Below are 26,956 nucleotides of genomic sequence, written 5' to 3' on the forward strand. Positions count from 1 at the left end.
CTTGCAAGGCCCGGGCTGCACTGGGCGGCTTTGCCGATGATGGCAGGCATGTACGTTCAAGAATTGTCCCGTTTCCCATCTCAGCGTTCTGCCATCGGCACAGCCGGCATTTCTGCCCGGCCGCTGGCCCGGCTCTGCGCCCTGGCCGTCAGCGGCCTGCTGCTCATCCACCTGCCTGCAACTGCAGCCCAGGATGGTGATCAGGAGGCACCGCATTGCCCGTCTGGCCAGCCGCTGTCGCTTGCCTGCCTGCAGCACCAGGCCCAGGTCATAGAACGCAGCATGCAGGTGCTCTATCTGTCTTTGCAGCGCCGGCTGCCGCAGGACAGCGCCCAGGCTCTGCAGACCGAGCAGCAAGAGTGGACGCAGGAGCGTGATCGGCGCTGCCAGCCCAATGGCTATGTCCATGAGGCCGAAGACATGGCTGCCTGCCGCATCGGCATGGCCCTGAGCCGGGTCGTGGTCTTCAAGAACCAGTGGCATCCGCTGGCCAGGAACGCGCAAGGCGACGAACAGCCATGAATCGGGCAATTCCACACCGACAGCGCCTGCAGCCCACCATGGGCTGCGATGATGCGGGCATGACGATCCGCACTCCCCAAAGCAGGCGCACATGGCATGCAGCCGTTGCCAGCCAATCGCTTGCAGCTCTTTTGATGACAGCCAGCTTGAGCCAGCACGCACTGGCCCAGGCCGGTGCCGACTGCGTGCCCGGCGGCACCACGGCCCAGACCAATGCCTGTGCCATCAAGGATTTCCAACAAGCCGACACCGACCACCAGATTCTCTATGGCGATGTGATGCGCGCGCTATCGGCTCATGAGCGCCCCGCTCTGCGCAAGGAGCAAGGCGAATGGAGCCGCCATCGCATCACCCAGTGCAAGCAGGCCACGAAGGCCTTTGAAGCGCAGCCCGACTGGCCCAGCCGCTACCACGGCTGTCTGGTGCAGCAAATCACGGCCCGCGATGCGGTGCTCAAGCGCTGGCTGCACCAGGGGCCGCCGGACTGAGCTGCAAAGCCGTCGGGGGCCAGAAGACGAATAGAACAAAAAGGAGACATGAAATGGACTTTGAACTCAGCGAAGATCAACGCGCTTTTGCCGATACCGCCCGTGCTTTTGCGCAGGCCGAGCTGGCGCCGCATGCGGCCGAGTGGGACCGCGAGCACATCTTCCCGCGCGAGGCGATTGCCAAGGCCGGCGAGCTGGGCTTCTGCGGCCTCTATGCTCCGGAGAGCATCGGCGGCCTGGGCCTGCCACGACTTGATGCAACGCTGGTATTCGAAGAAATGGCGGCCGCCGATCCATCGACCACGGCCTTCATCACCATCCACAACATGGCAACCTGGATGCTGGGCACCTGGGCCACCGACGCCGTGCGCGCCGAATGGGGCGAGCAGCTCACCAGCGGCAGCAAGCTGGCCAGCTACTGCCTGACCGAGCCCGGCGCGGGTTCGGATGCGGCCTCGCTCAAGACCCGGGCCGAGCTGGTCGGCAACGAGTACATCGTCAACGGCAGCAAGGCCTTCATCAGCGGCGCGGGCAGCACCGATGTGCTGGTGCTGATGGCAAGAACCGGCGATGCCGGCTCCGGGGCTTCGGGCATCTCGGCCTTTGCCGTGCCTGCCGATGCGGCCGGCGTGAGCTATGGCAAAAAGGAAGAGAAGATGGGCTGGAACAGCCAGCCCACACGCGTCATCAGCTTCGACAATGTGCACATTCCCGCGCACAACCTGCTGGGCCGCGAAGGCGAAGGCTTCAAGATCGCCATGAAGGGCCTGGACGGCGGGCGCATTAATATCGCCACCTGCTCGGTGGGCGCGGCCCAGGGGGCACTGACCCAGGCACAAAGCTATATGCAAGAGCGCAAGCAGTTCGGCAAAGCGATTGCGAGCTTTCAGGCCCTGCAGTTCAAGCTGGCCGACATGGCGACGGAGCTGGTCGCGGCACGCCAGATGGTGCGCCTGGCTGCGTCCAAGCTGGATGCCGGTGCGCGTGATGCATCGACCTACTGCGCAATGGCCAAGCGCTTTGCCACCGATGCCGGCTTCATGGTCTGCAACGAAGCCCTGCAGCTGCATGGCGGCTATGGCTATATCCGCGAGTACCCGCTGGAGCGCCTGATGCGCGATGCCCGCGTGCACCAAATTCTGGAAGGCACGAACGAAATCATGCGCGTCATCATTGCCAGGCGCATGCTGGAGGGCGATGCTCCGGAGGTCATTCGCTAAGCTGCTGCCATCACGCAACGCAAGGATCGTCATGCCCGCCAAGCCCATCGCCCCTGAAACCCTGCAGCTCATAGATGCCGTGCGCGATGCGCTGCAAGATTGCACAGCCGTGGAAGAGAAGACCATGTTCGGCTGCCATGTGTTCATGGTCGACGGCAAGATGTGCCTGGGCGTGGAAAACGACGAGTTGCTGGTGCGCCTGCCCCCCGCCAGTCATGCGCAGATTGCGGAGATGCCGGGCGTGCGCCCGCTGTCCTCACGCGGACTGATGGATGGCTACTTTCTCGTCGGCCCCACGGCCTATGCCCGGCGGGATCAATGGCTGTACTGGATAGGCGAGGCCCTGGCCTTCAACCCGTTGGCAAAGGCCACGCCAAAACGCAAGACCGGCAGCAAGGCCAGCAGCGAGACCGATAGCAAGAAGCCGGGCGAGGGAGAAAGTCCTGCCGGCCAAGGCACCGGCAGCGGGCGCAAGCGCACCAGGGCTGCCCCGAAACCGGCTGATGCAGACGTCCCCAGAAAACATCCTATTTTCGACAGCGAATAAGCACAAAGGACTGACCTCATGGCCATACGCATAGTCCAGCTAGGCAGCGAACGCGCCCCCGACGAGGGCCTGCGCATAGGTACGGTGCGCAGACCGCCGCGCGGCGTGCCCAAGGCCGAGTTCGCAAGCCGCAACTACTACGACTGCTGGTATCCCGAACTCTCGCCCGAGGTGGAGCTGATGCAGCAGGCCCTGGAGGCCATCAAGCTGCGCACGGCCGGCCAGGAGGCACAGGCCGACAAGCTCTGGAAGCAGTTTGAAAAGCAGTTCCGCAAGCAACTGGCCGAGCCCGCAGCCGATCGCACCCTGGGCCTGCTCGCAGCCTTGTCGCACAGCTCCGCCTTTTCTCTGGGCTGCTACTGCGACGACGAGGCGCATTGCCACCGCAGCATCTTGCGCAGCCTGCTCGCTGACAAGGGTGCCATTCTCAAGAATTAAGCGAAAAACCAATCAATCGCTTATGGATAAAGCGCTAGACGCTTTCAATTCAATAACAGCAAGGAGACAGACATGCAAATCGCTTTTATCGGTCTGGGCAATATGGGTGCGCCCATGGCCGTCAATCTGGCCAAGGCCGGCCACAGTGTCAAAGCCTTCGACCTGAGCCAGGAGGCCATCGCCAAGGTCGTGGCCGCCGGGGCACAGGCGGCCTCCAGTGCCCAGGAAGCCGTGCAAGGCGCCGAAGCCGTCATCACCATGCTGCCCGCCAGCCAGCATGTAGAGAGCCTGTTCCTGGGCCGCGACGGCGCGGCCGGTCTGCTCGCGCATATCGCCAAGGGCACGCTGGTCATCGACAGCTCCACCATCGCCGCGGCCACCAGCCAGAAGGTGGCCAAGGCGGCTCAGGCAGCGGGCATAGACTTCATCGACGCCCCGGTTTCGGGCGGCACCGGCGGTGCCATTGCCGGCACGCTGACCTTCATGGTGGGCGGCAGCGACGCGCAGCTGGCACGCGCCCAGCCATTGCTCGAAAAAATGGGGGCCAATATCTTCCACGCGGGCGGTGTCGGCGCGGGCCAGACGGCCAAGATCTGCAACAACATGCTGCTGGGCATTCTGATGGTGGGCACCAGCGAAGCAATCGCCCTCGGCGTGGCCAACGGCCTGGACCCCAAGGTGCTGTCCGAAATCATGCGTCGCAGCTCGGGCGGCAACTGGGCCCTGGAAAAATACAACCCCTTCCCCGGCGTGCATGAGAACGCGCCGGCCAGCAAGGGCTATGCAGGCGGCTTCGGCACGGACCTGATGCTCAAGGATCTGGGCCTGGCGCAGGATAACGCCACGGCCAACCGCGCCAGCACGCCGCTGGGCGGCATGGCGCGCTCCATCTATGCGGCGCACAGCCTGTCCGGCCACGGCGGCGAAGACTTTTCCAGCATCATCAAGATGCTGCAGAAAAAGGCCTGAGATCATGGCCCTGCCCCACGCCCAACCCGGGGTTCCCGTCGAAGTGCAGCCCTACGGCACCTCGCTGGGAAACCAGAAGACCGCTGCACTGTTCAAGTCCGACACCCTGGAAGTGATCCGCCTGGTGTTGATGGCAGGCAAGCGCCTGCCTGCGCATCAGGTGCAGGGCGAACTGACGATTCAATGTCTGGAGGGGCGGCTCGCCGTCATCCAGGGCGCAAGCCGCCAGACACTGAGCGCGGGGCAGTTGCTGTTTCTGCCCGCCCAAACCATGCATGAGGTCGAGGCCGAGCTCGACTCCTCGGCCCTGATCACCATCGTGCTGCACAGCCACTAGCCACCAGATCCGGTCGCCGGCCAGCTGACCCCGCTCTGCTGCAGCGGGTATCACAGCTGGCCTCCGGGCTTGAAGCCTGTCAGGCTGTCAGCTCTGACTCCGCAAGCGCTGACAGCTATTCTTTCCGAAGCGGACTGCTCCTGCTGAAGACTCCTTGTCTGCCCACGCAAATCGACTCCTGCTGACGCTTGCCACGGTGGTGCAAATCGCTGCCCTGTGTTTAAGATGGCCCCAGAGGAAGTGATCGCTGCGTTGCTCTCAAGGAGTTCTCCATGATGAAGCTGACTGGACAGAACATTCTCATCCTCGGCGCCGGCAAGATCGGCTCAACGATCGCCGACATGGCTGCCGAGCTGCATGAAGCCACCGTCACGCTGGCCGATAAGCAGCCCCCGCCCGGCAGCGACCCGCAGATCCACCCCCTGCAGCTGGATATCGACGACGATGCAGCACTGAGCAGCGCGCTGCAGCAGCACTCGCTGGTCATCAATGCCCTGCCCTTCTTCTGTGCCGAGCGCGTGGCCCGGGCTGCGGCGCGGCAGGGCGTGCATTACTTCGATCTGACCGAGGATGTGGCAGCCATGCGCGCCATACAGGACATTGCGGCGCAGGCGCGCTCGGTGCTGATGCCGCAATGCGGACTGGCACCGGGCCTGATCGGCATGCTGGGTGGGCATCTGGCCCAGCAGTTCGACGAGCTGTTCGATCTGCAGCTGCGCGTGGGTGCGCTCACCCGCCATGCGACAAATGCGCTGCGCTACCACTTCACCTGGAGCGTGGACGGCGTCATCAACGAGTACTGCAAACCCTGCAACACCATCGTCAACGGTCAGCCCATGCTGGTGCCGCCGCTGGAGGGGGTCGAAGCCCTGATTCTGGACGGCGAGAACTTCGAGGCCTTCAACACCTCGGGCGGTCTGGGCACGCTGTGCGAGACGCTGCAGGGCCGCGTGCGCAACCTCAACTACAAGACCATACGCCACCCCGGCCATCGCGATGCCATGCATTTGCTGCTGCACGGCCTGCGCCTGATAGAGCGACGCGATCTGCTGCGCCAGGTGCTCGAAGGCGCGGTGCCCCACAGCCGTGAAGACATGGTGGTGATTGCCGCCATGGCCAGCGGCATGCGCGCGGGCCGGCTGGAGCAGCTGATGCGCGGGGCCCGCATCTTTGGCGCTGCACTGCGCGGCAGACAGCGCACGGCCATAGAGCTGACAACCTCGGCCGGCATGCTGGCCGCCGTGGAGCTATTCGCCACGGGCCAACTGCCGCAGCAAGGCTTTGTGCGCCAGGAACAATGCACGCTGGCCGCACTCTCGGGCACCCGCGTGGCCCCCTACTTCGAAGGCCTGCTAGGCTGAGGCCTGTATCTCGAACCATTCAGGAGGGAATGCCATGACTGCCATCTCCGCTGCCGACTTCCAGACCGTGCTGAGCCGCTGCGGCATAGCGCTGCAGGCCCTTGAAGGCAAGGACATCCGCGTGCACTCGCCCATCGACGGCACGGAACTGGCCAGCCTGACCGCCCTGCCCGGCGCTCAGGTGGCGCAAGTCATAGACCATGCAGTCGAGGCGTTCAGGCAATGGCGCCTGGTTCCTGCTCCGGTACGCGGCGAGCTGGTGCGGCTCTGGGGCGAGGAGTTGCGCAGCGCCAAGGCCGATATCGGCCATGTGATTTCCTGCGAGGTCGGCAAGATAGCTCAGGAAGGCCTGGGCGAGGTGCAGGAAGGCGTGGACATCTGCGAATTTGCGCTGGGCCTGTCGCGCCAGTTGCATGGCAAGACCATTGTTTCCGAGCGTCCCGGCCATCGCATCATGGAGCAATATCACCCGCTAGGGCCGGTGGCCATCATCACGGCCTTCAACTTTCCCAGCGCCGTATTTGCGTGGAACGCGGCGATTGCCCTTGTCTGCGGCAACCCGGTGATCTTCAAGCCCTCCGACAAGGCGCCGCTATCGGGCCTGGCCACCTTCAAGGCACTGGAGCGGGCCATTGCGCGGTTTGGGGACCGCGCTCCGGCAGGTCTGGCGCAGATCGTGCTGGGCGGCGCAGCTGTCGCCGAGGCCCTGGTGGACAGTCCCCGGATTGCACTGGTATCGGCCACGGGGTCGAGCCGTATGGGCCGCACTGTGGGCCCCAAGGTGGCGGCGCGCTTTGGCAAACGCATTCTGGAGCTGGGCGGAAACAACGCCATGGTGGTCACGCCCGCTGCCGATCTGGATCTGGCCGTGCGTGCCATTGTCTTCAGCGCCGTGGGCACGGCCGGCCAGCGCTGCACCTCGCTGCGCCGCCTGATCGTGCACCGCGATGTCAAGCAGCCGCTGCTGGACAGGCTGCTGCCGGCCTACCGCAGCCTGCGCATCGGCAACCCGCTGCAGCCGGACACCCTGGTCGGCCCCCTGATCAACGAGGCATCGTTCGAGGCGCTGCAGCACTCGCTGAGTCAGGCGCTGAAAGACGGCGGCCATTTGCTCACGGGCGGCCAGCGCCAGCTGGAGCAGCAGTTTCCGCAGGGCTTCTATGTGGCTCCGGCGATCGTGGACATGCCGGCGCAGACCAGTATCGTGCGGCACGAGACCTTTGCTCCCCTGCTCTATGTGCTGGGCTACGACGAGCTGGAGCAGGCCATTGCGCTCAACAACGATGTGCCTCAGGGCCTGTCCTCCTGCATCTTCTCCAACGATCTGCGCGAGGTGGAAGTCTTTCTGAGCGCGGCCGGCTCGGACTGCGGCATGGCCAATGTCAACATCGGGCCCAGCGGTGCCGAGATCGGCGGAGCCTTTGGCGGCGAAAAGGAGACTGGCGGCGACCGCGAGAGCGGCTCCGACGCCTGGAAGCAATACATGCGCCGCACGACCAACACCATCAACTACTCGCGCGAGCTGCCACTGGCGCAAGGCATTCAATTCGGCTGAGCCACAGGCATTGCCATCTTTGACTGACAGGGTCTCATGGAGCAGGTTTTCTCGTCGAGCGGCAACAGACGCACCGAAGTTGCGGACTTAGCGGACTGCGGCTGGGAGTTCTGGCCGTGCGGCGTGCACCAGGTTCTGCACGCTGGCCACAAAGGCCTCGAGCACGGCCGGCATGCCCTGTGGCCGCCAGGCCAGCACGGCCGGCGTGGTCACGCGGCTGCCGCGCAGCGCCGCAAAGCGCACGCCGTTCATGCCCACGGTCTGCATGCAGGCAGGCACCAGAGCCACCCCCTGCCCGGCCGAGACCAGTGCCATGACGGTCAGCCACTGGCGCGCGGCATGGCGGGTATGCGGATGGATGCCGGCTTGCTGCAGACAGGCGATGACGTTGTCGTAATTTGCCGGAGCCACCTCGCGTGCAAACATGACAAAAGTGTCCAGAGCCAGCTCGTGCAGATCGATTTCGCCACGCTCGGCCAGTGCATGGTCGCTGGGCAGGCAGCAGACAAAAGCCTCCTCGCCAATGGACAGCGTGCGTATATCGTCCTGGGGCGTACCGATGTTGAGAAAGCCGCAGTCGATCTGCCCGCTGGCAATGGCCTGCAGCTGGTCGCGCGTGGACATCTCGTGCAGGCATAGCTCGACCAGCGGGCGCTCGACGCGAAAGGCCCGACAGAAACGAGGCACCTGCCGGTAGACCATGGACCCTGTGATGCCGATGTCCAGTCGCCCCTGCAGCCCCTGCGCCACGCCGCGCACCACCTCGGCCGCATGCTGGAGCTGGGCCAGCACCTTGCGCGCCTCATGCAAAAAGGCTTCACCGGCAGGCGTGAGCCTGACGCTCTTGGCGTCGCGCTCCATGAGTACCGTGCCCAGATCCTGCTCCAGCGCCTTGAGCGCCATGCTCAGCGGCGGCTGGGTGATGCACAGGCGCTGGGCGGCGCGGCCGAAGTGCAACTCTTCGGCCAGGACCACAAAGTAACGCAGCAAATGGGTTTTCATCATGATTCGCAAAGTCTGGTCAAGACCATACTCGATGCAGCAAGACACCGGGAATTCGCCTCGGTGGCTCATATGCCTCGCTCACCAACTCCTGCGGTCATGTAGCTGCAACAGAGAATTCAATTCAAATCAGCCTCTAGCCCTTTCACAGCATGCGCAAGCAGCTATCAAAAACAGCTATCAGATTTGTCGCCAGCGACAGAGGCCTTGCCGGCCACGCCGGGATTTCGCCCCGGCGGGCGACTCACTTTCTTGCTTGTGCAAGAAAGTAAGCAAAGAACACAGCCCTACCGTCCGCGTCCCTGCGCTTCGCTACGGGCAAACCTGCGTCACGCCATTCAGACTGCGGTGCCGCCCAACTCGCTGCGCAGCAAGCCGCTTCGCTCAGACAGACGGCGGCAAGCCAGAGCACGATGCAACGCTGTCCTGCGGCAGCGTTGCCCGCATCCCGAACCGCATGCCGCAGGCGCAGACACACGGGTGGGTACGGGCGGCCTGCAAGAATTGGGACGAAGCCGGTTGTTGGTCTCACCCCTTGTGCCCACGCCTGTGACGGCAAGCTCTTGCGGCGTGCAGCTGCACCGCAGAGTGCAGCTGCATCGTCATCAAATCTGCGGCCGTGTGTCTGAGCGAAGCGTGCACAGCACGCGCAGCGAGTTGGGCCGCACAGCCGCAAGAGCTTGACGGCGCAGGTTGCCCGCAGGCGCAGCCGGCGGGACGGGGGCAGCGGGGGCCGGCTCTTTGCCTACTTTCTTGCGGAAGAAAGTAGGTCGGCTGGCGGGCCGAGATCCGCCCTCTGACCTTGGCGACGAAAGGTCAAGCGGGTCATTTGCTAACCCTCCCTCCGCTGCCCCTCGGGCTGTCAATACGACTTGGGCAAGCCCAGCACCTTCTCGGCGATAAAGCACATGATGAGCTGCGGGCTCACGGGTGCCAGGCGCGGAATCCAGGACTCGCGCATATAGCGCTCCACATGGAACTCCTTGGCATAGCCCATGCCGCCGTGCGTGAAGATGGCGGTCTCGCAGGCCTTGGCGCAGGCTTCGGCGGCCAGGTACTTGGCGGCATTGGCCTCGGCTCCGCAGGGCAGGCCCTTGTCGTAGAGGAAGGCGGCCTTCTGCACCATCAGATGTGCGGCCTCCAGGCCCATCCAGGCCTGGGCCAGCGGGTGCTGCACGCCCTGGTTCTGGCCTATGGGCCGGTCGAAGACCACGCGTTCGTTCGCATACTGGGTGGCGCGCGCCAGGGCCGCACGGCCCAGGCCCACGGCTTCGGCCGCGATCAGGATGCGCTCGGGGTTGAGGCCGTGCAAGATGTACGAAAAGCCCTTGCCCTCCCCGCCGATGCGGTCCTGCACCGGGATGCGCAGGCCGTCGATGAAGAGCTGGTTGGTATCCACGCATTTGCGGCCCATCTTCTCGATCTCGGTCACGGCGATGCGGCTGCGGTCCAGGTCGGTATAGAACAGCGACAGGCCTTCGGTGCCCTGGCACTCTTCCACGGGCCTGGTGCGCGCCAGCAGCAATATCTTGTTGGCCACCTGGGCCGTGGAGATGAAGACCTTCTGCCCGTGCACCACATAGACATCGCCGTCGCGCACGGCACGGGTCTGCAGCTTGAGGGTGTTGAGTCCGGCATTGGGCTCGGTCACACCGAAGCAGGCCTTGTCCCGGCCAGCGATCAGCGGCGGCAGCCAGCGCTGTCTTTGCTCGTCGGTGCCGAAGACCACGGCCGGGTGCAGGCCGAAGATATTCATGTGCACGGCCGAGGCCCCCGACAGGCCTGCCCCCGTGGCCGAGATGGTGTGCATCATCAGCGCGGCCTCGGTGATGCCAAGACCCGCACCGCCGAACTCCTCGGGCATGGCAATGCCCAGCCAGCCGGCTTCGGCCAGGGCCTGGTGGAAGTCGTGCGGAAAGCCGCCGTCCCTGTCCTTCTTCAGCCAGTAGTCATCGTCGAAAGGCGCGCAGGCCCGCTGCACGGCATCCCGGATCTGTTCCTGCTCGGCGCTCCATAAAAAATCCATGGCAGCTTCTCTCTATCGGTTGAATTTCAATGAAATCCGCCTCAAACGCCCGCCTGACAGGCGCTATCAGCTATTGTTTTTATCAATCAGGTCGACGCACGCGCGCCGGGTTCTCGCCATAGGGCGGGCTGTAGATGACCAGCAGACGCACAGGCTGGTCGCTGGTGACGCGAAACACATGCATGCAGTCCTCGGGGAAGAAGCAGGTGTCGCCCGCCTGCATGGCAAAGCGCTCGGTCTGGCCCTGGCTTTGCACCTCCACCTCGGCCGTGCCGTCCAGCAGATAGCAGGCCTGCTCCATGCCCGGGTGGGCATGCGGCAGCGCACCGCCGCCTTTTTCCAGCGTTCCGAGCACCACTTCCATATGCTGGGCGCCGACATTGGCCTGGCTGACGAGGCGCCGGTTCACCGTGCCGTGGTGGTTGGCGGGACTGTAGCCCTGTACGTCCTGCTCGCGGATCAGATAGCGGGGCATATGTCTGTCTCTCTTTGGTCGTTGGATGATGAAGCCTGCATGCAGGCACCGCTGGCCTGCAGCGCGGCAATCTGCGCCTCGCCAAGACCCGCTTCGCGCAGCACCTGCAACGTGTGCTGGCCCAGCTGCGGCGCAGCGCTGGCCTCGCGGCCCGGGGGCGTTGCGCTCCACTGCGTGGGATTGGCCGTGGTGCGCAGCCGCCCCTCGCTGGGGTGCTCGATCTCGCGCACGAATCCCGTGGCCGCATGGTGGGGGTCGGCCAGCAGGTCCTCGGGCGAGGCCATGGGCATATTCGGCACGTCGGCCGCATCGAGCAGCGCACGCCACTCGGCCGTGCTGCGCTCGCGCATCAGGCTCGCCACCTCGGCATAGACGGCATCGATATTCGCTGCGCGCTGGCCGTGGGCGGCAAACATGGGCTCGCGCATGCGTTCGCCCTGGCCTATGGCGTTGAAGAAGCTGTGCCAGTGCTTGTCGTTGTAGATCAGCACGCAGAGATGGCCGTCGCTGGTGCGGTAGGGCTTGCGATGGCGCGTCAGCAGCCGCGCATAGCCGGCCTCGCCCAGCGGCGGCTCGAAGCTCAGCCCGGCCATGTGATCGCCGAGGATGAACTGCGTCATGGCCTCGAACATGGGCACGACCACCGCCTGGCCCTGGCCGCTCTTCTCACGCGCATACAACGCTGCGGTGACCGCATAGACCGCATGCAGGCCCGTGACCCGGTCGCCCAGCGTCATGGGCGCATAGGACGGCTCGCCCCCGCCATACTGCTGGGCCAGCCAGGGCACGCCGGTCGCCCCCTGGATCAGATCGTCGTAGGCAGGCCTGGCCGCATAGGGGCCGGCCTGATCGAAGCCGCAGCAACTCACATGGATCAGGCGCGGATGGCTTTGCTCCAGCGTCTGCCAGTCCAGGCCGAGTCTGGCCATGGCCTGGGGCCGCACATTGCTGATGAAGACATCGGCATCGGCCAGCAGCTGCAGCAGCGCCTGGCGCGCTGCGGCCTGCTTGAGATCGAGCACCACCGAGCGCTTGCCCTGGTTGGCCTGCAGAAAAATGGGGCCCATGCCAGGGTTGCGCATGGGTCCTACATGGCGCATGTTGTCGCCCTCGGGCGACTCCACCTTGATCACATCGGCGCCCAGGGCGGCCAGAATCTGCGTGGCAAACGGCCCCATGATCACAGAGGTCATGTCCACGATCCTGACGCCGGCCAAGGGACCGGCTGATGTATCCGCTGAGGGGCTCGCTGTGTGGCCCGCAGCCTGACTGCTATTGCTGTGCATGCTCGTCATCTCACTGCGCCTCGATACCGGCCTGCTTGACCAGCTGCCCCCATTTGGCAAGCTGCTCCTTCACATAGAGCGCGAACTCGTCGGGCGTGGCCGTGGGCCAGACTTCGAAGCCGACCTGGGCCAGTTGCTCCTGCACGGCCTTGTCCTTGAGAATGAGCTGCAGCTCGCTGTTGATGCGCTCGGCAATGGCCTTGGGCATGCCGGCCGGGCCGAAGATGCCGTTCCACGAGGTGATGTCGAAGCCCGGCAGCGTCTTGCCGATGGCGGGCACATTGGGCAGCAGCTGCGATCCCTTGGCCGCCGTCACGCCCAGCGTGCGCACGCGCTCGGTCTTGAGCGTGCCCCAGGCCGAACCCAGGTCGGCCACATACATCTGGATCTGGTTGCCCATCACATCGGTCAGCGCCTGCGGGCTGGACTTGTAGGGCACGCCGGTGATCTGCGTACCCGTGATGTATTTGAAGGTTTCCGAAGCCACCAGCGAGGTGCTGTTGGGCGTGCCGTAGGAGAGCTTGTCCGGATGCGACCTGGCATAGGCAATCAGCTCGGCCACGGTCCTGGCCGGCACCGAGGGATGGACCACCAGCGCGAACGGCAGCTCGCCCACACGAGCCACGGGCGTGAAGTCCTTGACTGGGTCGTACTTGAGCCCCTTGACCAGCCAGGGATTGGCCGAATGCGAGGTGTTGGTGGTCATGAACAGCGTATAGCCGTCCGGCTTGGCCTTGACCACATGCGCGGCCGCAATCTGGGCATTGGCCCCGGCCCGGTTGTCCACCACCACGGGCTGCTTGAGTCGCTCGCCCAGCTTGTTGGCCACCACGCGGGCTACCGCATCGGTGCCGCTGCCCGCGGCAAACGGCACCACCAGCGTGATGGGGGCTGCGGGATAGCTCTCCTGAGCCAGCACCGCCCCGCCAAAGCCCATGCTCATGGTGGCTGCCAGGCCTGCGCTCGCACAGGCTCGCACTAAGAATCGCTTGTTCATGCTTGTCTCCTTGTTCAGGCTGCGGCACCTGTATCCGGTGCCTGCACTGCATGCTGAAGCGTTCAATCATTCAAGTCCAATTGTTTAAACCGCATGAATGATTCGATTTGCAAATCATTGAAGCCAGCTAGACATTCCCAGCCGCTGCGCACGGCGCCTCGCCTTCCCCTCTGCACGGCGAAATGAGCCGGATTTGTACCTGCGTGACCAGCCCTTATGCCTTTGAGGTGGCGACAGCGGCGACGATCGCGAGAGCGGCTCCGACGCCTGGAAGCAATTCATATGCCGCACGAGCAACGCCATCCACTATTCACGCGAGCCGGCGCTGGCGCAAGGCATTCAGTTTGAGCAAATAGCTGAAGCGGATACGGCGTTGAAGCGCCGCTCAATGGCAGACTGTCGCCTTGTTTCTTCTGTATTCCTCTGACCATGGCCGAGCCTCTCAATCACCCCGGCAGCGACATCGAGTTCCATGCCGACCCGTCTCTTTTGCTGGCGCCCTTCGATATCTATGATCGGGAAGAGTCTTTGGGTCAGGAACTCGCAGCCTATGATCCCAATGATCCCCAGCAGTTGCTGCAGTTGCTCGATCGCTATTTCTTTCCCTGCTGTGAGCAGGCTTCATGGAGCACAGCGCATAAAGTGATGCTGACCCGGTCACTGCAAGCCGCCTTGCAAAGCCTGCAATACGACTTTGCAGCCCCACTGCAAGACAGCCATGACGACTGCTTCTACCTGCCCGCAAACTGGCGGATTCAGGCTCCTCGACAGTTCTTCCTGAACGCTTATTCGATCCTGCTGAAACGCTGGGCTGCAGAGTTCGCGACAGCGGGCTTCAGCCCCATGCCTGCCGAGAATCTACGACACCTGGCATGACAGCTGCCAGCCGTTCCCGGACCTCTGCGATACGCGCCAAACAGCGCTGATGAGCAACGAAACGAGGCGATAAGGCCTGATGCCCTACAGCGCTGTCACAAAACGGTGATTGAACTTGGGCCCCACTCGGGGGAGAATGCGTTATTACCGCTTTCGCTCAGGTGCTGTCATGGACCATATCCACTCCACGCCCACCCACCAAGCTCTGGATGTCGCTCCTTACGGAGCCAGGCTTCCTGCCGCTCACTCGAGCGTGCTCTTCAAGGCGGAAGATCTGGAAGTCATTCGCGTCGTGCTGCGCTCGGGCCAGTCGCTGCCGCCGCATCGCGTGCCTGGCAGCGTCAGCCTGCAATGCCTGGAAGGTCGGCTCGAAGTTCTCATCGGCCAGACCGTGCATGAACTGGGCCCCAAGCAACTCATGCATCTGCCAGCCAATATGCCCCACGCCGTGCGTGCCATGGAAGACTCGTCCGCGATTGCCACCATCGTGCTCTGTGAGGCCTGAAGAACTTCTATCGAACGGGCAAAAACTGCATGAACGGTCCGGCAAGCAATCCCTGCGCATAGCCGATGACGGAGCGCCGGTAGCGCTCGGTGGTGTAATCCGCCACCAGATCCAGCCGGCCGATGATCTTTCCCATCTCGCGCTCGAAGCTCAGGTTGCGCCCCTCTTCCGCTATCTGATTCGATAGCAGCAAGGGCTTTCCACCGGGAGCTTTACGCGAGTTGAGAATCCAGTTGGCAATTTCCAGATTGCGCGCTGCATTGAAGACATGCTGCGGATCCAGTCCGTCGATCAGCGTGAAGCTGGTGCGCCCGCCATGCGCGGTGATCAGCATGTCGGCTGCTGCATGGACGAAGGCCGCGACCCGGTCCCCTGCGAACTCGGGCTGCAAGGCCAGGGACAGCGCTGCCACATCGCGTTTGTCCTGCAGCTCATGCCAGGGCTGGCGCTCCATAACGGCAATGCGCACATAGGTCATGGCCGCTTCGCGGCTGGAAGCCGTCTTTTTCCATTCGGTGGGATTGCGGCGATAGAGCTTGTCCATGATGAGAAACAGGCTCTCCAGATTTTCCTTCATGGCCAGCGTTGCCATGCGGTTGCTGTCGGACTGCAGCAGCTCGCGCGAGTGAAAGTCCTCGCCCTTTACTTCGCCATGATTCGTGGGGGCGCTGGAACAAGCGGCCAAAGCGCACAGCACCAGCGCTGACAGCAGCCACCGCCCCATGCGCGGGCGACCGCGCAGGGGATCGCGCGTGCAGTGGCCTGCGGCGGCATGGGGCAAAGCTCGTGCTGCTGTCATGCTACAAACATAACAGCAGATGCTGCTGGGTCAGTCACGCCAGAGGCGCGCGATTGTTATCAATCGTGAACGACGCCCTGTCCAGGCACCGGTTTCGGCGCTATTTGCGCAGCTGCCTGAGGATCTGCTCCAGCACCTTCCATGGCTCGGTCTGGTCGGCCATCGCCACGGGCACGCGCAGCTTGCTGCTGGTTGCCTGCTGCGGCGAAAACAGCAGGCCCGGCGCCAGCAGCAGATTGCTCAGCGCCGCCTGACGCGCCAGAACCTCGGTGTCCACGCCGCAATCGACCCAGGCAAAAGTGCCGGCCACGGGTTCGTACTCCGCATGGCAGCCGAGCGCTTCGAGCTTGCGCAGGCAACGCCCGCGCGCGCGGTCCACGCGCTCGCGCAGCCGGTCCACATGCTTGCGAAACGAACCGTCGGCCAGAATATGGTGCACGATCTGCTCCGCCGGCAACGAAGAGGTCAGGCCTGCCAGCAGCTTCATGTCGGTGAGCCGGTGCACATACTCGGGTTTGGCCGCGATATAGCCCACGCGCAGTCCGCCCGACAAGGTCTTGGAATAGCCCCCCACCAGAATCACGCGCTGCAATCTGTCCATGGCCGCCAGCCTCAGCGGCATGGCGCCCAGGAATTCGGCATAGGTGTCGTCCTCTACCAGCAGGAAATCATGGCGTTCGGCAATGCGCAGCACCTCGTGGGCCACGCCGGCAGACAGGCTCAGCCCCGTGGGATTGTGTACCGCCGTGTTGAGGATGAAGAGCTTGGGCTTGTGGCTCTGGGCCAGCGATGCCAGGGCAGCCACATCGGGCCCGCCGGGCAGGCGCGGCACGCCGACCACATTCACACCCATGTACTTGAGCCGCCCGAAGATCAGGAACCAGGCCGGATCTTCGACCAGCACGGTATCGCCGGGCTTGAGAAAGCAGCGCACGACCAGATCCAGCCCGTGGGTCACCCCGCCCACCGTCATGAGATTGGCCTCGGGATGGGCCGGCACCTCCTGGGCTTGCAGATTCGAGGCGATCTGCTGGCGCAATGGCAGAAAGCCCTGTGGATGGCCATAGCTGAGAAAGCTCTGCTCGGCCCGCGCATTGTTACGGGTGATGGCGCGCATGGCGCCCGTGATCAGGCCTTGATCCATCCAGCTCGAAGGCAAACAGCCCGCCCCCCCGGTGCCCGCGCTGTCATCACGAAAAATGCCGCGCAGCAGATAAGCGGTGTCGAAGTCCGCCGGCTGCGCCGAGGCGGCAGCAACGGCGGCAGGCTCCATCACGCGGCGCTGGGCCGCTACATAAAAACCGCTGCCGCGCCGCGATTGCACCAGGCCCTGGGCAGCCAGCTTGTCGTAGGCCTGGACCACGGTGTCGCGGCTGACACCTGCGCTTTCCGCCAACGCCCGCACCGAAGGCAGGCGCACGCCCACACGCAGGCCGTGGTTGCGGATCAGCCCGCCGAAATGCTCGACCAACTGCTCCACCAGTCCCACCGCACTGGAGCGCATGGGCTGCCAGCCCAGGGATGCCGTAGCGGCCACAGGCAAGGCTGCCGGGGTCGCTGCCCTGCCGTCGATATGAGCATCCAGCATGAAGTGCTTCCTCAAAGTGTCAGGTCAATTAGAGCAGGCCAGCTCATCAACTGGCCTGCAAAAGTGTACTGATAGTGTACTGACTACAGATCTTAGTATAGAGGCACAACGCTTATGCAGCCCCAAGGTTCACCATGCCATTTCTGCCTGAATCCCCAGCCTTCATCCTGCCATTGGCCATGTTTGCCTTTGTCAGCTCCGTCACGCCTGGCCCCAATAATGTGATGCTGACGGCCTCGGGGGCCACTTTCGGCTATCGCCGCAGCGTGCCGCATATGCTGGGCATCTGTCTGGGCGTGGTCATCATGGTGCTGCTGATCGGCGCGGGCCTGGGCAAGTTGTTCGAGGCCGAGCCCCGCATCTACACCCTGCTCAAATATGTGGGCGCGGCCTATCTGATCTGGCTGGCATGGAAAATCGCCCGTGCCGGCGGCGTGGACCAGGGCCAGTCGGGCAGCCGCCCATTCAGCTTCTGGCAGGCCGCCGCTTTCCAGTGGGTCAACCCCAAGGCCTGGATCATGGCCGTGGGCGTGGTCGCGACCTACACACCGCGCGAAGGCTTTTTCGTCAATCTGATGCTGTCGGCCCTTGTTCTGGGTCTGGTCAACTATCCCAGCATCAGCGTCTGGACCCTGTTCGGCAGCACCGTGGGGCGCGCACTGCGCACTCCACAGGCACTGCGCATGTTCAACGGCGTGATGGCCGGCCTGCTGCTGCTGTCGCTGGTGCCCATTTTTGCCGAGCATGTCTAAACTCGGCCCATGCAATATGACATACGCCAACTGACTGAGTCCGACCTTTGCAGTTATCGCGACCTGCGCCTGCAGGCCCTGACAGAATGTCCCGCCGCCTTCGGTGCCACGCCCGCGACCGAACAGGCACTCGGCGATGCGCAATTGCTGAGCCGCTTCAGCGGCGCCCAGGGTCAGGCCATGTGGGGAGGCTTTGACGCAGACGGCAGACTCTGCGCCAGCCTGGGCATGTATCGCGATCAGGGAGAGAAGACCACGCACAAGGGCCATCTCTTTGCCATGTATGTAGCTTCAACGGCCCGTGGCCAAGGCCTGGCACGCCGCCTGCTGGAGACCGCTGCTGAGCACGGCAGAGCGCTGAACTTGCGGCAACTGATGCTGGGCTGCAATGCCGGCAACGGCAACGCACTGCGCTTGTATGAGCAGGCAGGTTTTCGCGAATATGGACTGGAGCCCGCGGCCCTGTACGTTGACGGCGAATATTTCGACGAGGTGCTGATGGTGATGAAGCTGGACTAGTCCGCACCGCACCGGCCCTTTTCAGCTGGCAGGTTTGAACAAGCGGCTTGGCTCAGCGCACCTGCATCGCAATGATCTGCTGCGCCAGACCAGTGATGGCCTCGTCCGAGAGCTGGTCTGTCTCCAGAACCTGGCGCCGAGACCATTGCTCGAAGTGATTCGACTGGGAGCGCTCGTAGTGCGGGTCGTAGTGGCGCAGCATCAGCTCTTCAAACAGCGCAGGCAGCTCCCCTTCCCGTGCCCATTGCTGCCAGCGGCCCACAGTCTCCTTGCCCTGCAGCTCCTTGAGCCAGCCCAGCTTGGTGGCCAGCACTTCGGGATCGTCCCCCAGATAGGCATAGTCGCGCAGCAGATAGGAAAGGCGTGCGGCGGTCGTCGCACGCACCTCGATGACCGGAGCCTTGTGCAGATGCTGCACAAGTACCAGCGGCAGGCCGACACGGCCGATCTTGGCGCTCTCGCCTTCCAGATAGACGGGGCGCGAGAGATCGAAGCTTTCCAGCTGCTCGGCAATCAGGGTTTCGAAACGTTTCTGGCTGGGCTGCTCGATGCCGGGCAGGCCGCCCAGCAAGGAGCCCTTGTGGCTGGCAAAGCCCTCCAGGTCCAGTACCTGCTCGCCGCTTTGGGCCAGCGCATGCAGCACGCGGGTCTTGGCCGAGCCGGTGGCACCGCAGAGCACGCGCATCTGCAGCTGCGGCACCAGGCTTTCAAGCTGCGCAATCACATGGCCGCGAAACGCCTTGTAGCCGCCGGCCAGCTGCTGTGCATCCCAGCCGACCAGACGCAGCCAGGTCACCATGGAGCCGCTACGCAGGCCGCCGCGCCAGCAATAGACCAGAGGCTTCCAGTTGGCAGGCTTGTCGGCAAAGGTTTCGCGCAGATGGCGTGCCAGATTCGCCGACACATAGGCAGCACCCAGTCGCTTGGCCTCAAACGGGCTGACCTGCTTGTAGATGGTGCCGATCTCGGCACGCTCGGCATTGCTCAGTACCGGACAGTTGATGGAGCCGGGGATATGGTCCTGCGCAAACTCGGCGGGCGAGCGGGCATCGATCAAGGCATCAAACTGGTGACGTTCGGGAACGCGAACGGGCTGGCGGTGGGACACGGCAGACTATCCATGGCTGCGCCTGACAGCCTGCATGGCTGCCGGGCAATGGCGTGTGGTCGGGCGCAAAGCGGGAATCGCGACAATGCGGCGATTCGACTTGAGGCTCGGCAACATGAAAAACCTGCAGTCTCATCTCAAGATGAAGCCCGGCAGGCCACGAAGCAAGGGCGTGGATCGAGCCTCGATACGCACAACGGCTGCGGCAAGATTTCCCGCAACAGTCATTCCCTGTGTGGAGGCATTTTCGCAGATATGCGGGACTGCTTCAGCCACAGCCCCAAAACAGCACAGGGCGCAGCTGCTTGCACAACTGCGCCCTGCGTGAGGTCAGGTCAAGCTCCAGCGCTTATGCTTCAAGCGCCTGAAGCTTTCAAAATGATCAGGCCTGATTTTCCTGGCGCGCAAAGTATTCGCGAGTGAGCTGCACGATCACAGGTGACAGCAACAGCAGCGAGATCAGATTCGGAATCGCCATCAGCGCATTCAGCGTATCGGCGACCAGCCAGGCAAAGTCCAGCGTGGCCACGGCACCCACAAAGGCGCTGATGGTCCAGAAGATGCGGAAGGGCTTTTCACAGATGGTGCCGACCAGATAGGTCCAGCATTTTTCACCGTAATAGGCCCAGCCCAGAATCGTGGTGAAGGCAAACACCGACAGCGAAACGGCCAGCACGTATTTGCCCACGCCGGGCATGGCGGCCTCGAAGCTCTGGGTGGACAGCACGGCCCCGGTAGCGCCAGAATTCCAGACGCCGCTGACCACGATGGCCAGCCCGGTCATGGTGCAGACGATGATGGTGTCGATGAAAGTACCCATCATGCCTACCAGCCCCGAAAACACAGGGTCTCGCGTGGCACCAGCAGCCTGGGCGATGCCGGCCGTGCCCAGGCCCGCTTCGTTGGAAAAAATGCCGCGCGCCACGCCCATGCGGATGGCCATCAGCACCGTGGAGCCCAGAAAGCCGCCCGTGGCCGCCGTGGGGTTGAAGGCCTGCTCGAAGATCAGTGCAAACGCAGCCGGAATGCGGTCGAAGTACACGCCCAGCACATAGAGCACGCAGATCACATAGGCCACGCACATGGCAGGCACCAGCTTTTCGGCCACCGCACCGATGCGGGTGATGCCTCCCAGCACCACGGCACCGGTAAGCACGGCCAGACCCAGGCCTGTGATCCAGTTTTCCAGACCGAAAGCCGTGTGCATGGCCGATGCAATACCGTTGGACTGCACCATGGAGCCGATGCCGAAACCGGCCAGACCGCCAAAGATGGCAAACAGCGTACCCAGCCATTTCCACTTGCTGCCCAGGCCATTCTTGATGGCGTACATCGGGCCGCCCACCCACTGGCCGTGGTCGTTTTTCTCGCGGTACTTCACCGCCAGCACCACCTCGCCATACTTGGTAGCCATGCCCAGCAACGCCGTCATCCACATCCAGAACAGCGCGCCCGGGCCACCCACGGCAATGGCCGTGGCCACGCCGGCAATATTGCCCGTACCCACGGTGGCGGACAGTGCCGTCATCAGCGCGGCATAGGGAGTGATGTCGCCATCGGCCTTGTCGCCGGGACGGCGACTGCGCCAGATCATGCGAAAGCCGCGCACGATATTGCGCAGCGGCATGAAGCCCAGGCGGATCTGCAGATAAAAACCCGTGCCGAGAATCAGCACGATCATGGGAACGCCCCAGACAATATCGTTGAGGGCCTTGAAGAGTTGGGTTAACCAGTCCATTGAGTGTCGTCTGCCGCAGCCAGCTTTCGCCTGCGGTCCATTGAATGGCAACAGTCCCGGAACATGTCTTTCACCCATGAGCGGCAAGTGCAGCAACCGCAAGAGGCCCGTGTGAGGCCCACGCACAGTGCACTATTCCTGTTTGCCGGTTGGCAAAGCGCCCTACTTTAATCCAGTCTGCAATCGCTTTTGGGCTACTGCGGACTATGACTTGCACAAGTGCGCAAAATCACGGCCAGCATCTTCACGGCACTCACTTGCGCGGGCGCAGCAGCATTTCGTCGCCGCTCATCTGCACATCGAAGTAGCGCAGAAAGTTCTGGCCCAGCAAGGCGTCGTCACTATCGTCACCCGTATAGCCCGTGCCCACGCGCACATCGCGCACACGCAGGCTGGCGATACGGACCTCGCCGGCGGTGACGATGCGGCCGTCACGTTCGCCGTTGGCCGTGCGAAAACGTACCTTCTCGCCGCCCTCCAGGCCGGCACGCTCGGCCAGCGCATCGGTCACGCTGACCGAGGTGGCCCCGGTATCGACCATAAAGGTGACGGGCTGATCGTTCACATAGCCCTTGACGCGGAAGTGCCCGTCCATGCCGCGCTCTATGCGCACCGTGCCATCGGCCATGACCTTGGCCTGGGCTGGCTTGAGGAAATACTGCATGGCCAGATACATTGCGCCCATGACCACCAGCCAGAACAGCAGAAACAGCATGGTGCTGCGCCGTGCCACGGATTGCGGGGAAGGTTCGGACTCTGGCGAGGACTGGGGCGGCGGCGTGACATTCAGGCGCATGGACAGGCAAACAAGCTGAGGACAATGCAGCCATTTTGCCAAGACCGGCGCCAAGGTCATACCCGGCCACTACGGCGCCAGCGCAGCTACCGCGCTTACATTGAAGCTTGTTTGCAAATCTACCGGCCTTGCAGGCCTTCCCATATGAACACATCCAAGCTGCCCGCCCTGGTGCTGCACTATATTTTCGATCCTCTGTGTGGCTGGTGCTATGCCGCCGCCCCGCTGGTCAAGGCCGCGCGCGAGGTGCCCGGCATCGAGGTTCAATGGCATGCCGGCGGCATGCTGACCGGAGCCCACACGCGCACCATCACCGCGGACTGGCGTGACAAGGTCATGCCCAGCGACCAGCGCATTGCCGAGATGACGGGCCAGCCTTTTGGCGATGCCTATCTCAACGGCCTGCTCAACGACATTGGCGCGCCGCTGGACTCCGAGCCCCCGACCACGGCCCTGCTGGCCGCCGAAGCGCTGGCCGGCAAGGGCCTGGAGATGCTGGCTGCCGAGCAGAAAGCCCATTATGTGGAGGGCCGCCGCATCAGCGAACCCGCCGTGCTACGCGAGCTGGCGGCCGGCATCGGTCTGGACAGCGCGGCCTATGACATGGCCTACGCCGAGCAAAGCGGCGCAGCCACGCAAAAGCATATTGCCGAAAGCCGCCAATGGCTTGGCATGGTGCAGGGCCAGGGCTTCCCCACCCTGGCGCTGGAGTTCGACCACCCCGAGCAGGCTGGCCAACGCGCCGTGCAGCGCATCGAGATCGGCGAATGGCTGGGCGATGTCGACGGCTGGAAGCAGCAGCTGGCCGCCTGGGCCGAGCAGATTGCCGAGCTCAATCAGCAGCAGGCCGGCGACACCGACACCAGTAGCGACCCCAGTTGCGGCCCCGACGGCTGCGAGCTGCCACCGCGCTAAGCGGCATGGCCTGCGCGGCAGATACTCTTTTATTCATAGCTTACAGCGCTTTTTATTTAAAGAATTCAGACATTAATCAATCTGAACTCCTTATCCATCAAGCGCAAGAAGCTATGTTTTTAGAATCTTTCTGCCACGACCCGGCACCCTGTCGCTACTGCAGCAGGGCATAGGCGATCACATAGTCACCGCGCTTGGGCGACTGGCGTGCGCCGCCGGCGGTGATCACCACATACTGCCTGCCGGTTCTGGGCGAGACATAGCTCATCGGCCCGCCCTGGCTGCCCACCGGCAGGCGTGAGCGCCAGATCTCCTTGCCGTTGGCGCTGTCGAAGGCGCGCAGATAGAAGTCCTGCGTGCCCGCGAAGAACACCAGCCCCGACTTGGTGACCATGGAAGGCCCCAGCGTGGGCATGCCGATGGGAATTGGCAGCCACATGGGAATGCCCAGAGGACCGGTGTCGCGCACCGTGCCCACGGGCACCTGCCATTTGATCTGCCGGGATTTCAGATCCACGGCCGTCATGGTGCCGAAAGGCGGCTTCTGGCAGGGAATGCCCAGCGGCGACAGAAAGCGCTGGCGCATGGCGCCGAACGGCGTGCCCTCCTGGGGCACGGCCCCCATCTCGATGCCGCTGGCACCGGGCTTCATATCGGCGCGCGCAATCATGTAGTTCGCCAGACCCAGGCGCATATCGTTGACGAACATGGTCTGGCTGATCGGGTCTATGGAAACGCTGCCCCAGTTCATGCCACCCAAGGACCCAGGAAACTGCAGCGTCGGCCCCATGCCCGGCGGCGTGAACACACCTTGATGCTGCATGTCCTTGAAGGCAATCCGGCACAGCAACTGGTCGAAGGGCGTGGCCCCCCACATATCGGACTCATTGAGGGTCTGGTTGCCGATATTGGGCATGCCAGTGGAATGGGGCTGTGTCGGCGCATAGCGCTCGCCGGGTACATGGCCTTGCGGCACGGGCAGCTCCTGCACCTCGGCCAGAGGCTCACCGGTCTCGCGGTTGAGCATGAAGATCATGCCCTGCTTGGTCACCTGCAGCAGCGCGGGGTCCACCCCGCCCTGGGCATTGGTCACATCGACCAGAGCAGGCTGGGAAGGAATGTCGAAGTCCCACAGATCGTGGTGCACGGTCTGGTAGATCCAGCGCGGCTTGCCGGTCCTGATATCCATGGCCACGATGGCGGAGCTGTTCTTCTCCATCTCCGCAGTGCGCTGCGCCGCATAGAAGTCCGGCGTGGCATTGCCCGTGCCCAGATACGCCAGCCCCAGTCTGGCGTCATAGGACATGCCGCCCCAGACATTGGGCGAATTGCGCGTATAGGTCTGCCCCTGCGGCGGCTGTCCGGTGATGTCTGCATTGCCCGGGTCCCAGGCCCAGACCAGCTTGCCGCTGTGCACATCAAAGGCGCGCACCACGCCCGAGGGCTCGTCGGACGAGAAATTGTCGGCCACGCGACCGCCCACGATCACCAGGTTCTCGGCCACCAGCGGCGCCGAAGTCTGCTGATACCAGCCCTGCTTGACCTCGCCCATGCCCTGGGTCAGATCCAGCACACCGTCCTTGCCGAAGTCGGTGCATGGCTTGCCCGAATCGGGATCGAGCGCGATCAGGCGCGCATCGATGGTGGGCAGAAACAGACGACGCCTGCAGCCTGGTGCAACATCTGCGGGCTTGCCGAGTGCGCCAGAGGCCTTGATTGCGGCCTCGTTGCCATCGAAGTAACCCAGACCCCGGCAGCGCTGCCAATTGGGCGACCTGGCCTCGGGGTCGAATTTCCACTTCTCCTCGCCCGTATCCACATCCAGCGCCAGCACCTTGCCGTAGGCCGTGCAGACATACAGGCGGTCCCCGATCTGCTGCGGCGTGTTCTGGTCTTCGGCGCCCGAGCCCGTGCTCTGGGGCACATCGCCGGTGCGCGCCGTCCAGGCCACGGCCAGCTTGTCGACATTGTCACGGCTGATCTGCTCGACGGCCGCAAAGCGCTGTCCTGCGGGGCCCTGCCCCCAGTCCGTCCAGTCCGAGGCCCTGATCTCCATGGAGCCTACCGAAGGCACCTCGGTGACCTCGGGAGCAATCACCCCCTTGGGCGAAAAGGCACTGACGGCCGTCGCGACGATGCCCAGGCCCAGCACCACCACAGACACCCCGGCGCCAAGGCGTCCGTAGTCGTTCATGACCAGCTTGCCCGCCTCAAGCTGCCCATAGCCCAGAGCCACCAGCAGACCCAGCACGGCAAACACCATCAGGCGCGAAACCAGAGGCCAGAACTCCCAGCCCGCATCCCACCAGGCCCATAGCAGTGTCAGTACAAAGGCCAGCGCATAGACATGAGCACCGGCCCTGCGCCGCGCCAGCAGCAGTGTGGCCGATGCCAGCAGCGCCAGCCCCATCAGCACGAAGTACCAGCTGCCTCCCTTGCCCAGCAGAATGCCGCCGCCTATGGCCATGTACAGACCCATCAGCAGCATCAGCAACGCCACTGCAAGCCAGTACCAGCGCCCGTCATTGGATGAAGGAGCCATAGCCTCACCTGAAATTAATTGCCATTTGTGTATTGCACGCTTTAAAGCCGATACACATCGACATACTTTCGAGGCTTTGCACGCCAGCCCCAGGACTACAAGCGCCAGGTAAGAGGCGTAAAAAAACCGCACCGTGGAGACGGCGCGGCGGCTGAAGTGACGGTACCGGCAGATCTCGCAGGCTGCCGGGCAGGCAGCGCAGCTCAGTCCATCATCGAAATCACCACATCCCCGAAGCCCGAGCAGGACACCTGGGTCGCTCCGTCCATCAGACGGGCGAAGTCATAGGTCACATGCTTGCTCTGGATGGCTTTTTCCAGCGACTCGACGATCAGATCCGCAGCCTCGCGCCAGCCCATGTGGCGCAGCATCATCTCGGCGCACAGAATCATGGAGCCGGGGTTCACATAATCCTTGCCGGCATAGCGCGGCGCCGTGCCGTGGGTGGCTTCGAAGCAGGCAATGCTCTCCGACAGATTGGCGCCGGGAGCAATGCCGATGCCGCCCACCTGCGCGGCCAGTGCATCCGAGATGTAGTCGCCGTTGAGGTTGAGCGTGGCCACCACCGAATATTCGGCCGGACGCATCAGAATCTGCTGCAGGAATGCGTCGGTGATCGAGTCCTTGATGATGATGTCCTTGCCCGTCTTCGGGTGCTTGATGCGGCACCAGGGGCCGCCGTCGATCAGCTCGGCAGCGAACTCGCGCTGCGCCAGCGCATAGCCCCAGTCACGGAAGGCGCCTTCCGTGTACTTCATGATGTTGCCCTTGTGAACCAGGGTCACGCTGGGCTTGTTGTTGTCGATGGCGTACTGGATGGCCTTGCGCACCAGGCGCTCAGTACCCTCGCGCGAGACGGGCTTGATGCCGATGCCAGAAGTTTCGGGAAAGCGGATCTTGTTGGCTCCCATCTCCTTGGCCAGGAAGTCGATGAGCTTTTTCGCCTTCTCGCTGCCGGCCGCGTATTCGATGCCTGCATAGATGTCCTCCGAGTTCTCGCGGAAGATCACCATATTTGTCTTCTCGGGCTCCTTGAGCGGCGAAGGCACGCCCTTGAAGTACTGCACGGGGCGCAGGCAGACATAAAGATCCAGTTCCTGGCGCAGTGCCACGTTCAGCGAGCGGATGCCGCCGCCCACGGGCGTGGTCAGCGGGCCCTTGATGGACACGGCATAGTCGCGCACTGCGGCCACGGTTTCCTCGGGCAGCCAGACATCGGGGCCGTAGATGCGCGTGGCCTTCTCACCCGCATACACCTCCATCCAGGCAATCTTGCGCTGCCCGCCATATACCTTGGCAACGGCAGCGTCTGCCACCTTGCGCATCACCGGCGTCACATCAACACCGACACCATCGCCCTCAATGAACGGAATGATGGGCTGATCGGGAACGTTCAGCGTCTTGTCCGCATTGACGGTGATTTTCTCGCCCTGCGACGGTACCTGGATGTGCTGGGAAGCGCTCATGCTCTGAAATCTCCTAGTCCTTGATGGTGTGCGGCGGCGCACCTTGCTGGTGCATTTTGCATATGACCGAATTCTGACACCACTACACCGCACAAATTCTAAGAAACCACCGGTAAATGCCTGTCAACG

26 protein-coding genes are annotated in these 26,956 nt (G+C 63.5%); 14 read left to right on the forward strand and 12 right to left on the reverse strand.

Going from position 1 to position 26,956, the window contains the following annotated elements; all coding sequences use genetic code 11:
• Window positions 1–48: 48 nt before the first annotated feature.
• The 9 genes from F0P97_RS16215 (at window position 49) to F0P97_RS16255 (ending at window position 7,437) form a co-directional block, all read left to right on the forward strand.
• Window positions 49–522: a lysozyme inhibitor LprI family protein gene (locus F0P97_RS16215; RefSeq protein ID WP_231879686.1), complete on the forward strand. Its 474-nt coding sequence runs from the start codon at window positions 49–51 to the stop codon at window positions 520–522.
• A 134-nt stretch (window positions 523–656) separates the two neighbouring features.
• A complete protein-coding gene (locus tag F0P97_RS16220; protein WP_046460267.1) occupies window positions 657–1,010 on the forward strand; it encodes a lysozyme inhibitor LprI family protein in 354 nt (117 codons plus the stop codon).
• 53 nt (window positions 1,011–1,063) lie between these two features.
• Window positions 1,064–2,230 (forward strand): acyl-CoA dehydrogenase family protein, encoded by a 1,167-nt coding sequence (locus F0P97_RS16225; protein ID WP_182283111.1) that lies wholly within the window; start codon window positions 1,064–1,066, stop codon window positions 2,228–2,230.
• A gap of 31 nt (window positions 2,231–2,261) precedes the next feature.
• Window positions 2,262–2,777 carry a TfoX/Sxy family protein gene (locus tag F0P97_RS16230; RefSeq protein WP_179626317.1) on the forward strand — a complete coding sequence of 172 codons (516 nt, stop codon included), beginning with the start codon at window positions 2,262–2,264 and terminating at the stop codon, window positions 2,775–2,777.
• Window positions 2,778–2,795: 18 nt separating this feature from the next.
• A complete protein-coding gene (locus F0P97_RS16235) occupies window positions 2,796–3,215 on the forward strand; it encodes a DUF488 domain-containing protein (RefSeq protein ID WP_012838776.1) in 420 nt (139 codons plus the stop codon).
• 72 nt (window positions 3,216–3,287) lie between these two features.
• The gene (gene mmsB, locus F0P97_RS16240; protein ID WP_003067480.1) at window positions 3,288–4,184 is read left to right on the forward strand and encodes a 3-hydroxyisobutyrate dehydrogenase; all 897 of its coding nucleotides are present in this window, start codon (window positions 3,288–3,290) and stop codon (window positions 4,182–4,184) included.
• A gap of 4 nt (window positions 4,185–4,188) precedes the next feature.
• Window positions 4,189–4,521: a cupin gene (locus tag F0P97_RS16245; protein WP_182283112.1), complete on the forward strand. Its 333-nt coding sequence runs from the start codon at window positions 4,189–4,191 to the stop codon at window positions 4,519–4,521.
• 272 nt (window positions 4,522–4,793) lie between these two features.
• Window positions 4,794–5,882, forward strand: a complete 1,089-nt coding sequence (locus tag F0P97_RS16250; protein WP_182283113.1) for a saccharopine dehydrogenase family protein — start codon at window positions 4,794–4,796, stop codon at window positions 5,880–5,882.
• Between the two features lie 34 nt (window positions 5,883–5,916).
• Window positions 5,917–7,437: an aldehyde dehydrogenase family protein gene (locus F0P97_RS16255; RefSeq protein ID WP_182283114.1), complete on the forward strand. Its 1,521-nt coding sequence runs from the start codon at window positions 5,917–5,919 to the stop codon at window positions 7,435–7,437.
• A gap of 87 nt (window positions 7,438–7,524) precedes the next feature.
• Here the strand turns inward: F0P97_RS16255 and F0P97_RS16260 are convergent, their stop codons facing one another.
• The 5 genes from F0P97_RS16260 to F0P97_RS16280 all read right to left on the reverse strand — a co-directional run bounded on the left by F0P97_RS16260 (window position 7,525) and on the right by F0P97_RS16280 (window position 13,223).
• Window positions 7,525–8,442 carry a LysR family transcriptional regulator gene (locus F0P97_RS16260; RefSeq protein ID WP_182283115.1) on the reverse strand — a complete coding sequence of 306 codons (918 nt, stop codon included), beginning with the start codon at window positions 8,440–8,442 and terminating at the stop codon, window positions 7,525–7,527.
• Between the two features lie 859 nt (window positions 8,443–9,301).
• Entirely contained in the window at window positions 9,302–10,465 is a 1,164-nt protein-coding gene (locus tag F0P97_RS16265; RefSeq protein WP_182283116.1) for an acyl-CoA dehydrogenase family protein, read from the reverse strand.
• Between the two features lie 82 nt (window positions 10,466–10,547).
• A complete protein-coding gene (locus F0P97_RS16270) occupies window positions 10,548–10,940 on the reverse strand; it encodes a cupin domain-containing protein (protein WP_034358217.1) in 393 nt (130 codons plus the stop codon).
• Window positions 10,925–12,235, reverse strand: coding sequence for a CaiB/BaiF CoA transferase family protein (locus tag F0P97_RS16275; protein WP_182283117.1), 1,311 nt, complete (start codon window positions 12,233–12,235; stop codon window positions 10,925–10,927). Before F0P97_RS16275 ends, F0P97_RS16270 begins: the two co-directional genes overlap by 16 nt.
• A gap of 1 nt (window position 12,236) precedes the next feature.
• The gene (locus tag F0P97_RS16280; RefSeq protein ID WP_182283118.1) at window positions 12,237–13,223 is read right to left on the reverse strand and encodes a Bug family tripartite tricarboxylate transporter substrate binding protein; all 987 of its coding nucleotides are present in this window, start codon (window positions 13,221–13,223) and stop codon (window positions 12,237–12,239) included.
• Window positions 13,224–13,712: 489 nt separating this feature from the next.
• On the opposite strand from F0P97_RS16280, the gene F0P97_RS16285 reads away from it, so the two are divergent.
• Entirely contained in the window at window positions 13,713–14,099 is a 387-nt protein-coding gene (locus F0P97_RS16285; protein ID WP_231879687.1) for a hypothetical protein, read from the forward strand.
• A gap of 169 nt (window positions 14,100–14,268) precedes the next feature.
• The gene (locus F0P97_RS16290) at window positions 14,269–14,604 is read left to right on the forward strand and encodes a cupin domain-containing protein (RefSeq protein ID WP_029158280.1); all 336 of its coding nucleotides are present in this window, start codon (window positions 14,269–14,271) and stop codon (window positions 14,602–14,604) included.
• Between the two features lie 7 nt (window positions 14,605–14,611).
• Here the strand turns inward: F0P97_RS16290 and F0P97_RS16295 are convergent, their stop codons facing one another.
• Together F0P97_RS16295 and F0P97_RS16300 are read right to left on the reverse strand one after the other, a co-directional pair.
• Window positions 14,612–15,403, reverse strand: coding sequence for a hypothetical protein (locus F0P97_RS16295; protein ID WP_182283120.1), 792 nt, complete (start codon window positions 15,401–15,403; stop codon window positions 14,612–14,614).
• 100 nt (window positions 15,404–15,503) lie between these two features.
• Complete coding sequence (locus F0P97_RS16300; protein WP_134737325.1) at window positions 15,504–16,991, reverse strand: PLP-dependent aminotransferase family protein; 1,488 nt, start codon at window positions 16,989–16,991, stop codon at window positions 15,504–15,506.
• A gap of 134 nt (window positions 16,992–17,125) precedes the next feature.
• On the opposite strand from F0P97_RS16300, the gene F0P97_RS16305 reads away from it, so the two are divergent.
• Together F0P97_RS16305 and F0P97_RS16310 are read left to right on the forward strand one after the other, a co-directional pair.
• A complete protein-coding gene (locus tag F0P97_RS16305; RefSeq protein ID WP_182283121.1) occupies window positions 17,126–17,743 on the forward strand; it encodes a LysE family translocator in 618 nt (205 codons plus the stop codon).
• A 9-nt stretch (window positions 17,744–17,752) separates the two neighbouring features.
• Complete coding sequence (locus tag F0P97_RS16310; protein WP_182283122.1) at window positions 17,753–18,262, forward strand: GNAT family N-acetyltransferase; 510 nt, start codon at window positions 17,753–17,755, stop codon at window positions 18,260–18,262.
• Window positions 18,263–18,314: 52 nt separating this feature from the next.
• On the opposite strand, the gene mnmH is transcribed toward F0P97_RS16310, so the two are convergent.
• From mnmH to F0P97_RS16325, 3 genes are all read right to left on the reverse strand, one after another.
• Window positions 18,315–19,370, reverse strand: coding sequence for a tRNA 2-selenouridine(34) synthase MnmH (gene mnmH, locus F0P97_RS16315; RefSeq protein WP_182283123.1), 1,056 nt, complete (start codon window positions 19,368–19,370; stop codon window positions 18,315–18,317).
• A 382-nt stretch (window positions 19,371–19,752) separates the two neighbouring features.
• Complete coding sequence (locus F0P97_RS16320; protein WP_182283124.1) at window positions 19,753–21,108, reverse strand: alanine/glycine:cation symporter family protein; 1,356 nt, start codon at window positions 21,106–21,108, stop codon at window positions 19,753–19,755.
• Between the two features lie 253 nt (window positions 21,109–21,361).
• The gene (locus F0P97_RS16325; RefSeq protein ID WP_182283125.1) at window positions 21,362–21,904 is read right to left on the reverse strand and encodes a retropepsin-like aspartic protease family protein; all 543 of its coding nucleotides are present in this window, start codon (window positions 21,902–21,904) and stop codon (window positions 21,362–21,364) included.
• A gap of 144 nt (window positions 21,905–22,048) precedes the next feature.
• On the opposite strand from F0P97_RS16325, the gene F0P97_RS16330 reads away from it, so the two are divergent.
• Entirely contained in the window at window positions 22,049–22,819 is a 771-nt protein-coding gene (locus tag F0P97_RS16330; RefSeq protein WP_182283126.1) for a DsbA family protein, read from the forward strand.
• Between the two features lie 154 nt (window positions 22,820–22,973).
• Here F0P97_RS16330 and F0P97_RS16335 read toward each other — a convergent pair whose 3' ends face one another.
• Entirely contained in the window at window positions 22,974–25,361 is a 2,388-nt protein-coding gene (locus tag F0P97_RS16335) for a membrane-bound PQQ-dependent dehydrogenase, glucose/quinate/shikimate family (protein ID WP_182283127.1), read from the reverse strand.
• 203 nt (window positions 25,362–25,564) lie between these two features.
• Window positions 25,565–26,827: an NADP-dependent isocitrate dehydrogenase gene (icd, locus tag F0P97_RS16340; RefSeq protein ID WP_182283128.1), complete on the reverse strand. Its 1,263-nt coding sequence runs from the start codon at window positions 26,825–26,827 to the stop codon at window positions 25,565–25,567.
• Between the last annotated feature and the right edge of the window lie 129 nt (window positions 26,828–26,956).

This window comes from Comamonas testosteroni (genome assembly GCF_014076415.1).
Lineage (GTDB): Bacteria > Pseudomonadota > Gammaproteobacteria > Burkholderiales > Burkholderiaceae_C > Comamonas > Comamonas testosteroni_F.

What these genes read in the sequence shown, in the direction of transcription:
- F0P97_RS16230 (WP_179626317.1), top strand. Translation starts at nt 2,262, where the DNA reads ATGCCCGCCAAGCCCATCGCCCCTGAAACCCTGCAGCTCATAGATGCC.
- mmsB (WP_003067480.1), top strand. Translation starts at nt 3,288, where the DNA reads ATGCAAATCGCTTTTATCGGTCTGGGCAATATGGGTGCGCCCATGGCC.
- F0P97_RS16310 (WP_182283122.1), top strand. Translation starts at nt 17,753, where the DNA reads ATGCAATATGACATACGCCAACTGACTGAGTCCGACCTTTGCAGTTAT.
- F0P97_RS16245 (WP_182283112.1), top strand. Translation starts at nt 4,189, where the DNA reads ATGGCCCTGCCCCACGCCCAACCCGGGGTTCCCGTCGAAGTGCAGCCC.
- F0P97_RS16255 (WP_182283114.1), top strand. Translation starts at nt 5,917, where the DNA reads ATGACTGCCATCTCCGCTGCCGACTTCCAGACCGTGCTGAGCCGCTGC.
- F0P97_RS16250 (WP_182283113.1), top strand. Translation starts at nt 4,794, where the DNA reads ATGATGAAGCTGACTGGACAGAACATTCTCATCCTCGGCGCCGGCAAG.
- F0P97_RS16305 (WP_182283121.1), top strand. Translation starts at nt 17,126, where the DNA reads ATGCCATTTCTGCCTGAATCCCCAGCCTTCATCCTGCCATTGGCCATG.
- F0P97_RS16320 (WP_182283124.1), bottom strand. Translation starts at nt 21,108, where the DNA reads ATGGACTGGTTAACCCAACTCTTCAAGGCCCTCAACGATATTGTCTGG.
- F0P97_RS16280 (WP_182283118.1), bottom strand. Translation starts at nt 13,223, where the DNA reads ATGAACAAGCGATTCTTAGTGCGAGCCTGTGCGAGCGCAGGCCTGGCA.
- F0P97_RS16335 (WP_182283127.1), bottom strand. Translation starts at nt 25,361, where the DNA reads ATGGCTCCTTCATCCAATGACGGGCGCTGGTACTGGCTTGCAGTGGCG.
- F0P97_RS16270 (WP_034358217.1), bottom strand. Translation starts at nt 10,940, where the DNA reads ATGCCCCGCTATCTGATCCGCGAGCAGGACGTACAGGGCTACAGTCCC.
- icd (WP_182283128.1), bottom strand. Translation starts at nt 26,827, where the DNA reads ATGAGCGCTTCCCAGCACATCCAGGTACCGTCGCAGGGCGAGAAAATC.
- F0P97_RS16225 (WP_182283111.1), top strand. Translation starts at nt 1,064, where the DNA reads ATGGACTTTGAACTCAGCGAAGATCAACGCGCTTTTGCCGATACCGCC.
- F0P97_RS16260 (WP_182283115.1), bottom strand. Translation starts at nt 8,442, where the DNA reads ATGATGAAAACCCATTTGCTGCGTTACTTTGTGGTCCTGGCCGAAGAG.
- F0P97_RS16300 (WP_134737325.1), bottom strand. Translation starts at nt 16,991, where the DNA reads ATGCTGGATGCTCATATCGACGGCAGGGCAGCGACCCCGGCAGCCTTG.
- F0P97_RS16235 (WP_012838776.1), top strand. Translation starts at nt 2,796, where the DNA reads ATGGCCATACGCATAGTCCAGCTAGGCAGCGAACGCGCCCCCGACGAG.
- F0P97_RS16220 (WP_046460267.1), top strand. Translation starts at nt 657, where the DNA reads ATGACAGCCAGCTTGAGCCAGCACGCACTGGCCCAGGCCGGTGCCGAC.
- F0P97_RS16330 (WP_182283126.1), top strand. Translation starts at nt 22,049, where the DNA reads ATGAACACATCCAAGCTGCCCGCCCTGGTGCTGCACTATATTTTCGAT.
- F0P97_RS16325 (WP_182283125.1), bottom strand. Translation starts at nt 21,904, where the DNA reads ATGCGCCTGAATGTCACGCCGCCGCCCCAGTCCTCGCCAGAGTCCGAA.
- F0P97_RS16275 (WP_182283117.1), bottom strand. Translation starts at nt 12,235, where the DNA reads ATGACGAGCATGCACAGCAATAGCAGTCAGGCTGCGGGCCACACAGCG.
- F0P97_RS16295 (WP_182283120.1), bottom strand. Translation starts at nt 15,403, where the DNA reads ATGACAGCAGCACGAGCTTTGCCCCATGCCGCCGCAGGCCACTGCACG.
- F0P97_RS16215 (WP_231879686.1), top strand. Translation starts at nt 49, where the DNA reads ATGTACGTTCAAGAATTGTCCCGTTTCCCATCTCAGCGTTCTGCCATC.
- F0P97_RS16265 (WP_182283116.1), bottom strand. Translation starts at nt 10,465, where the DNA reads ATGGATTTTTTATGGAGCGCCGAGCAGGAACAGATCCGGGATGCCGTG.
- F0P97_RS16290 (WP_029158280.1), top strand. Translation starts at nt 14,269, where the DNA reads ATGGACCATATCCACTCCACGCCCACCCACCAAGCTCTGGATGTCGCT.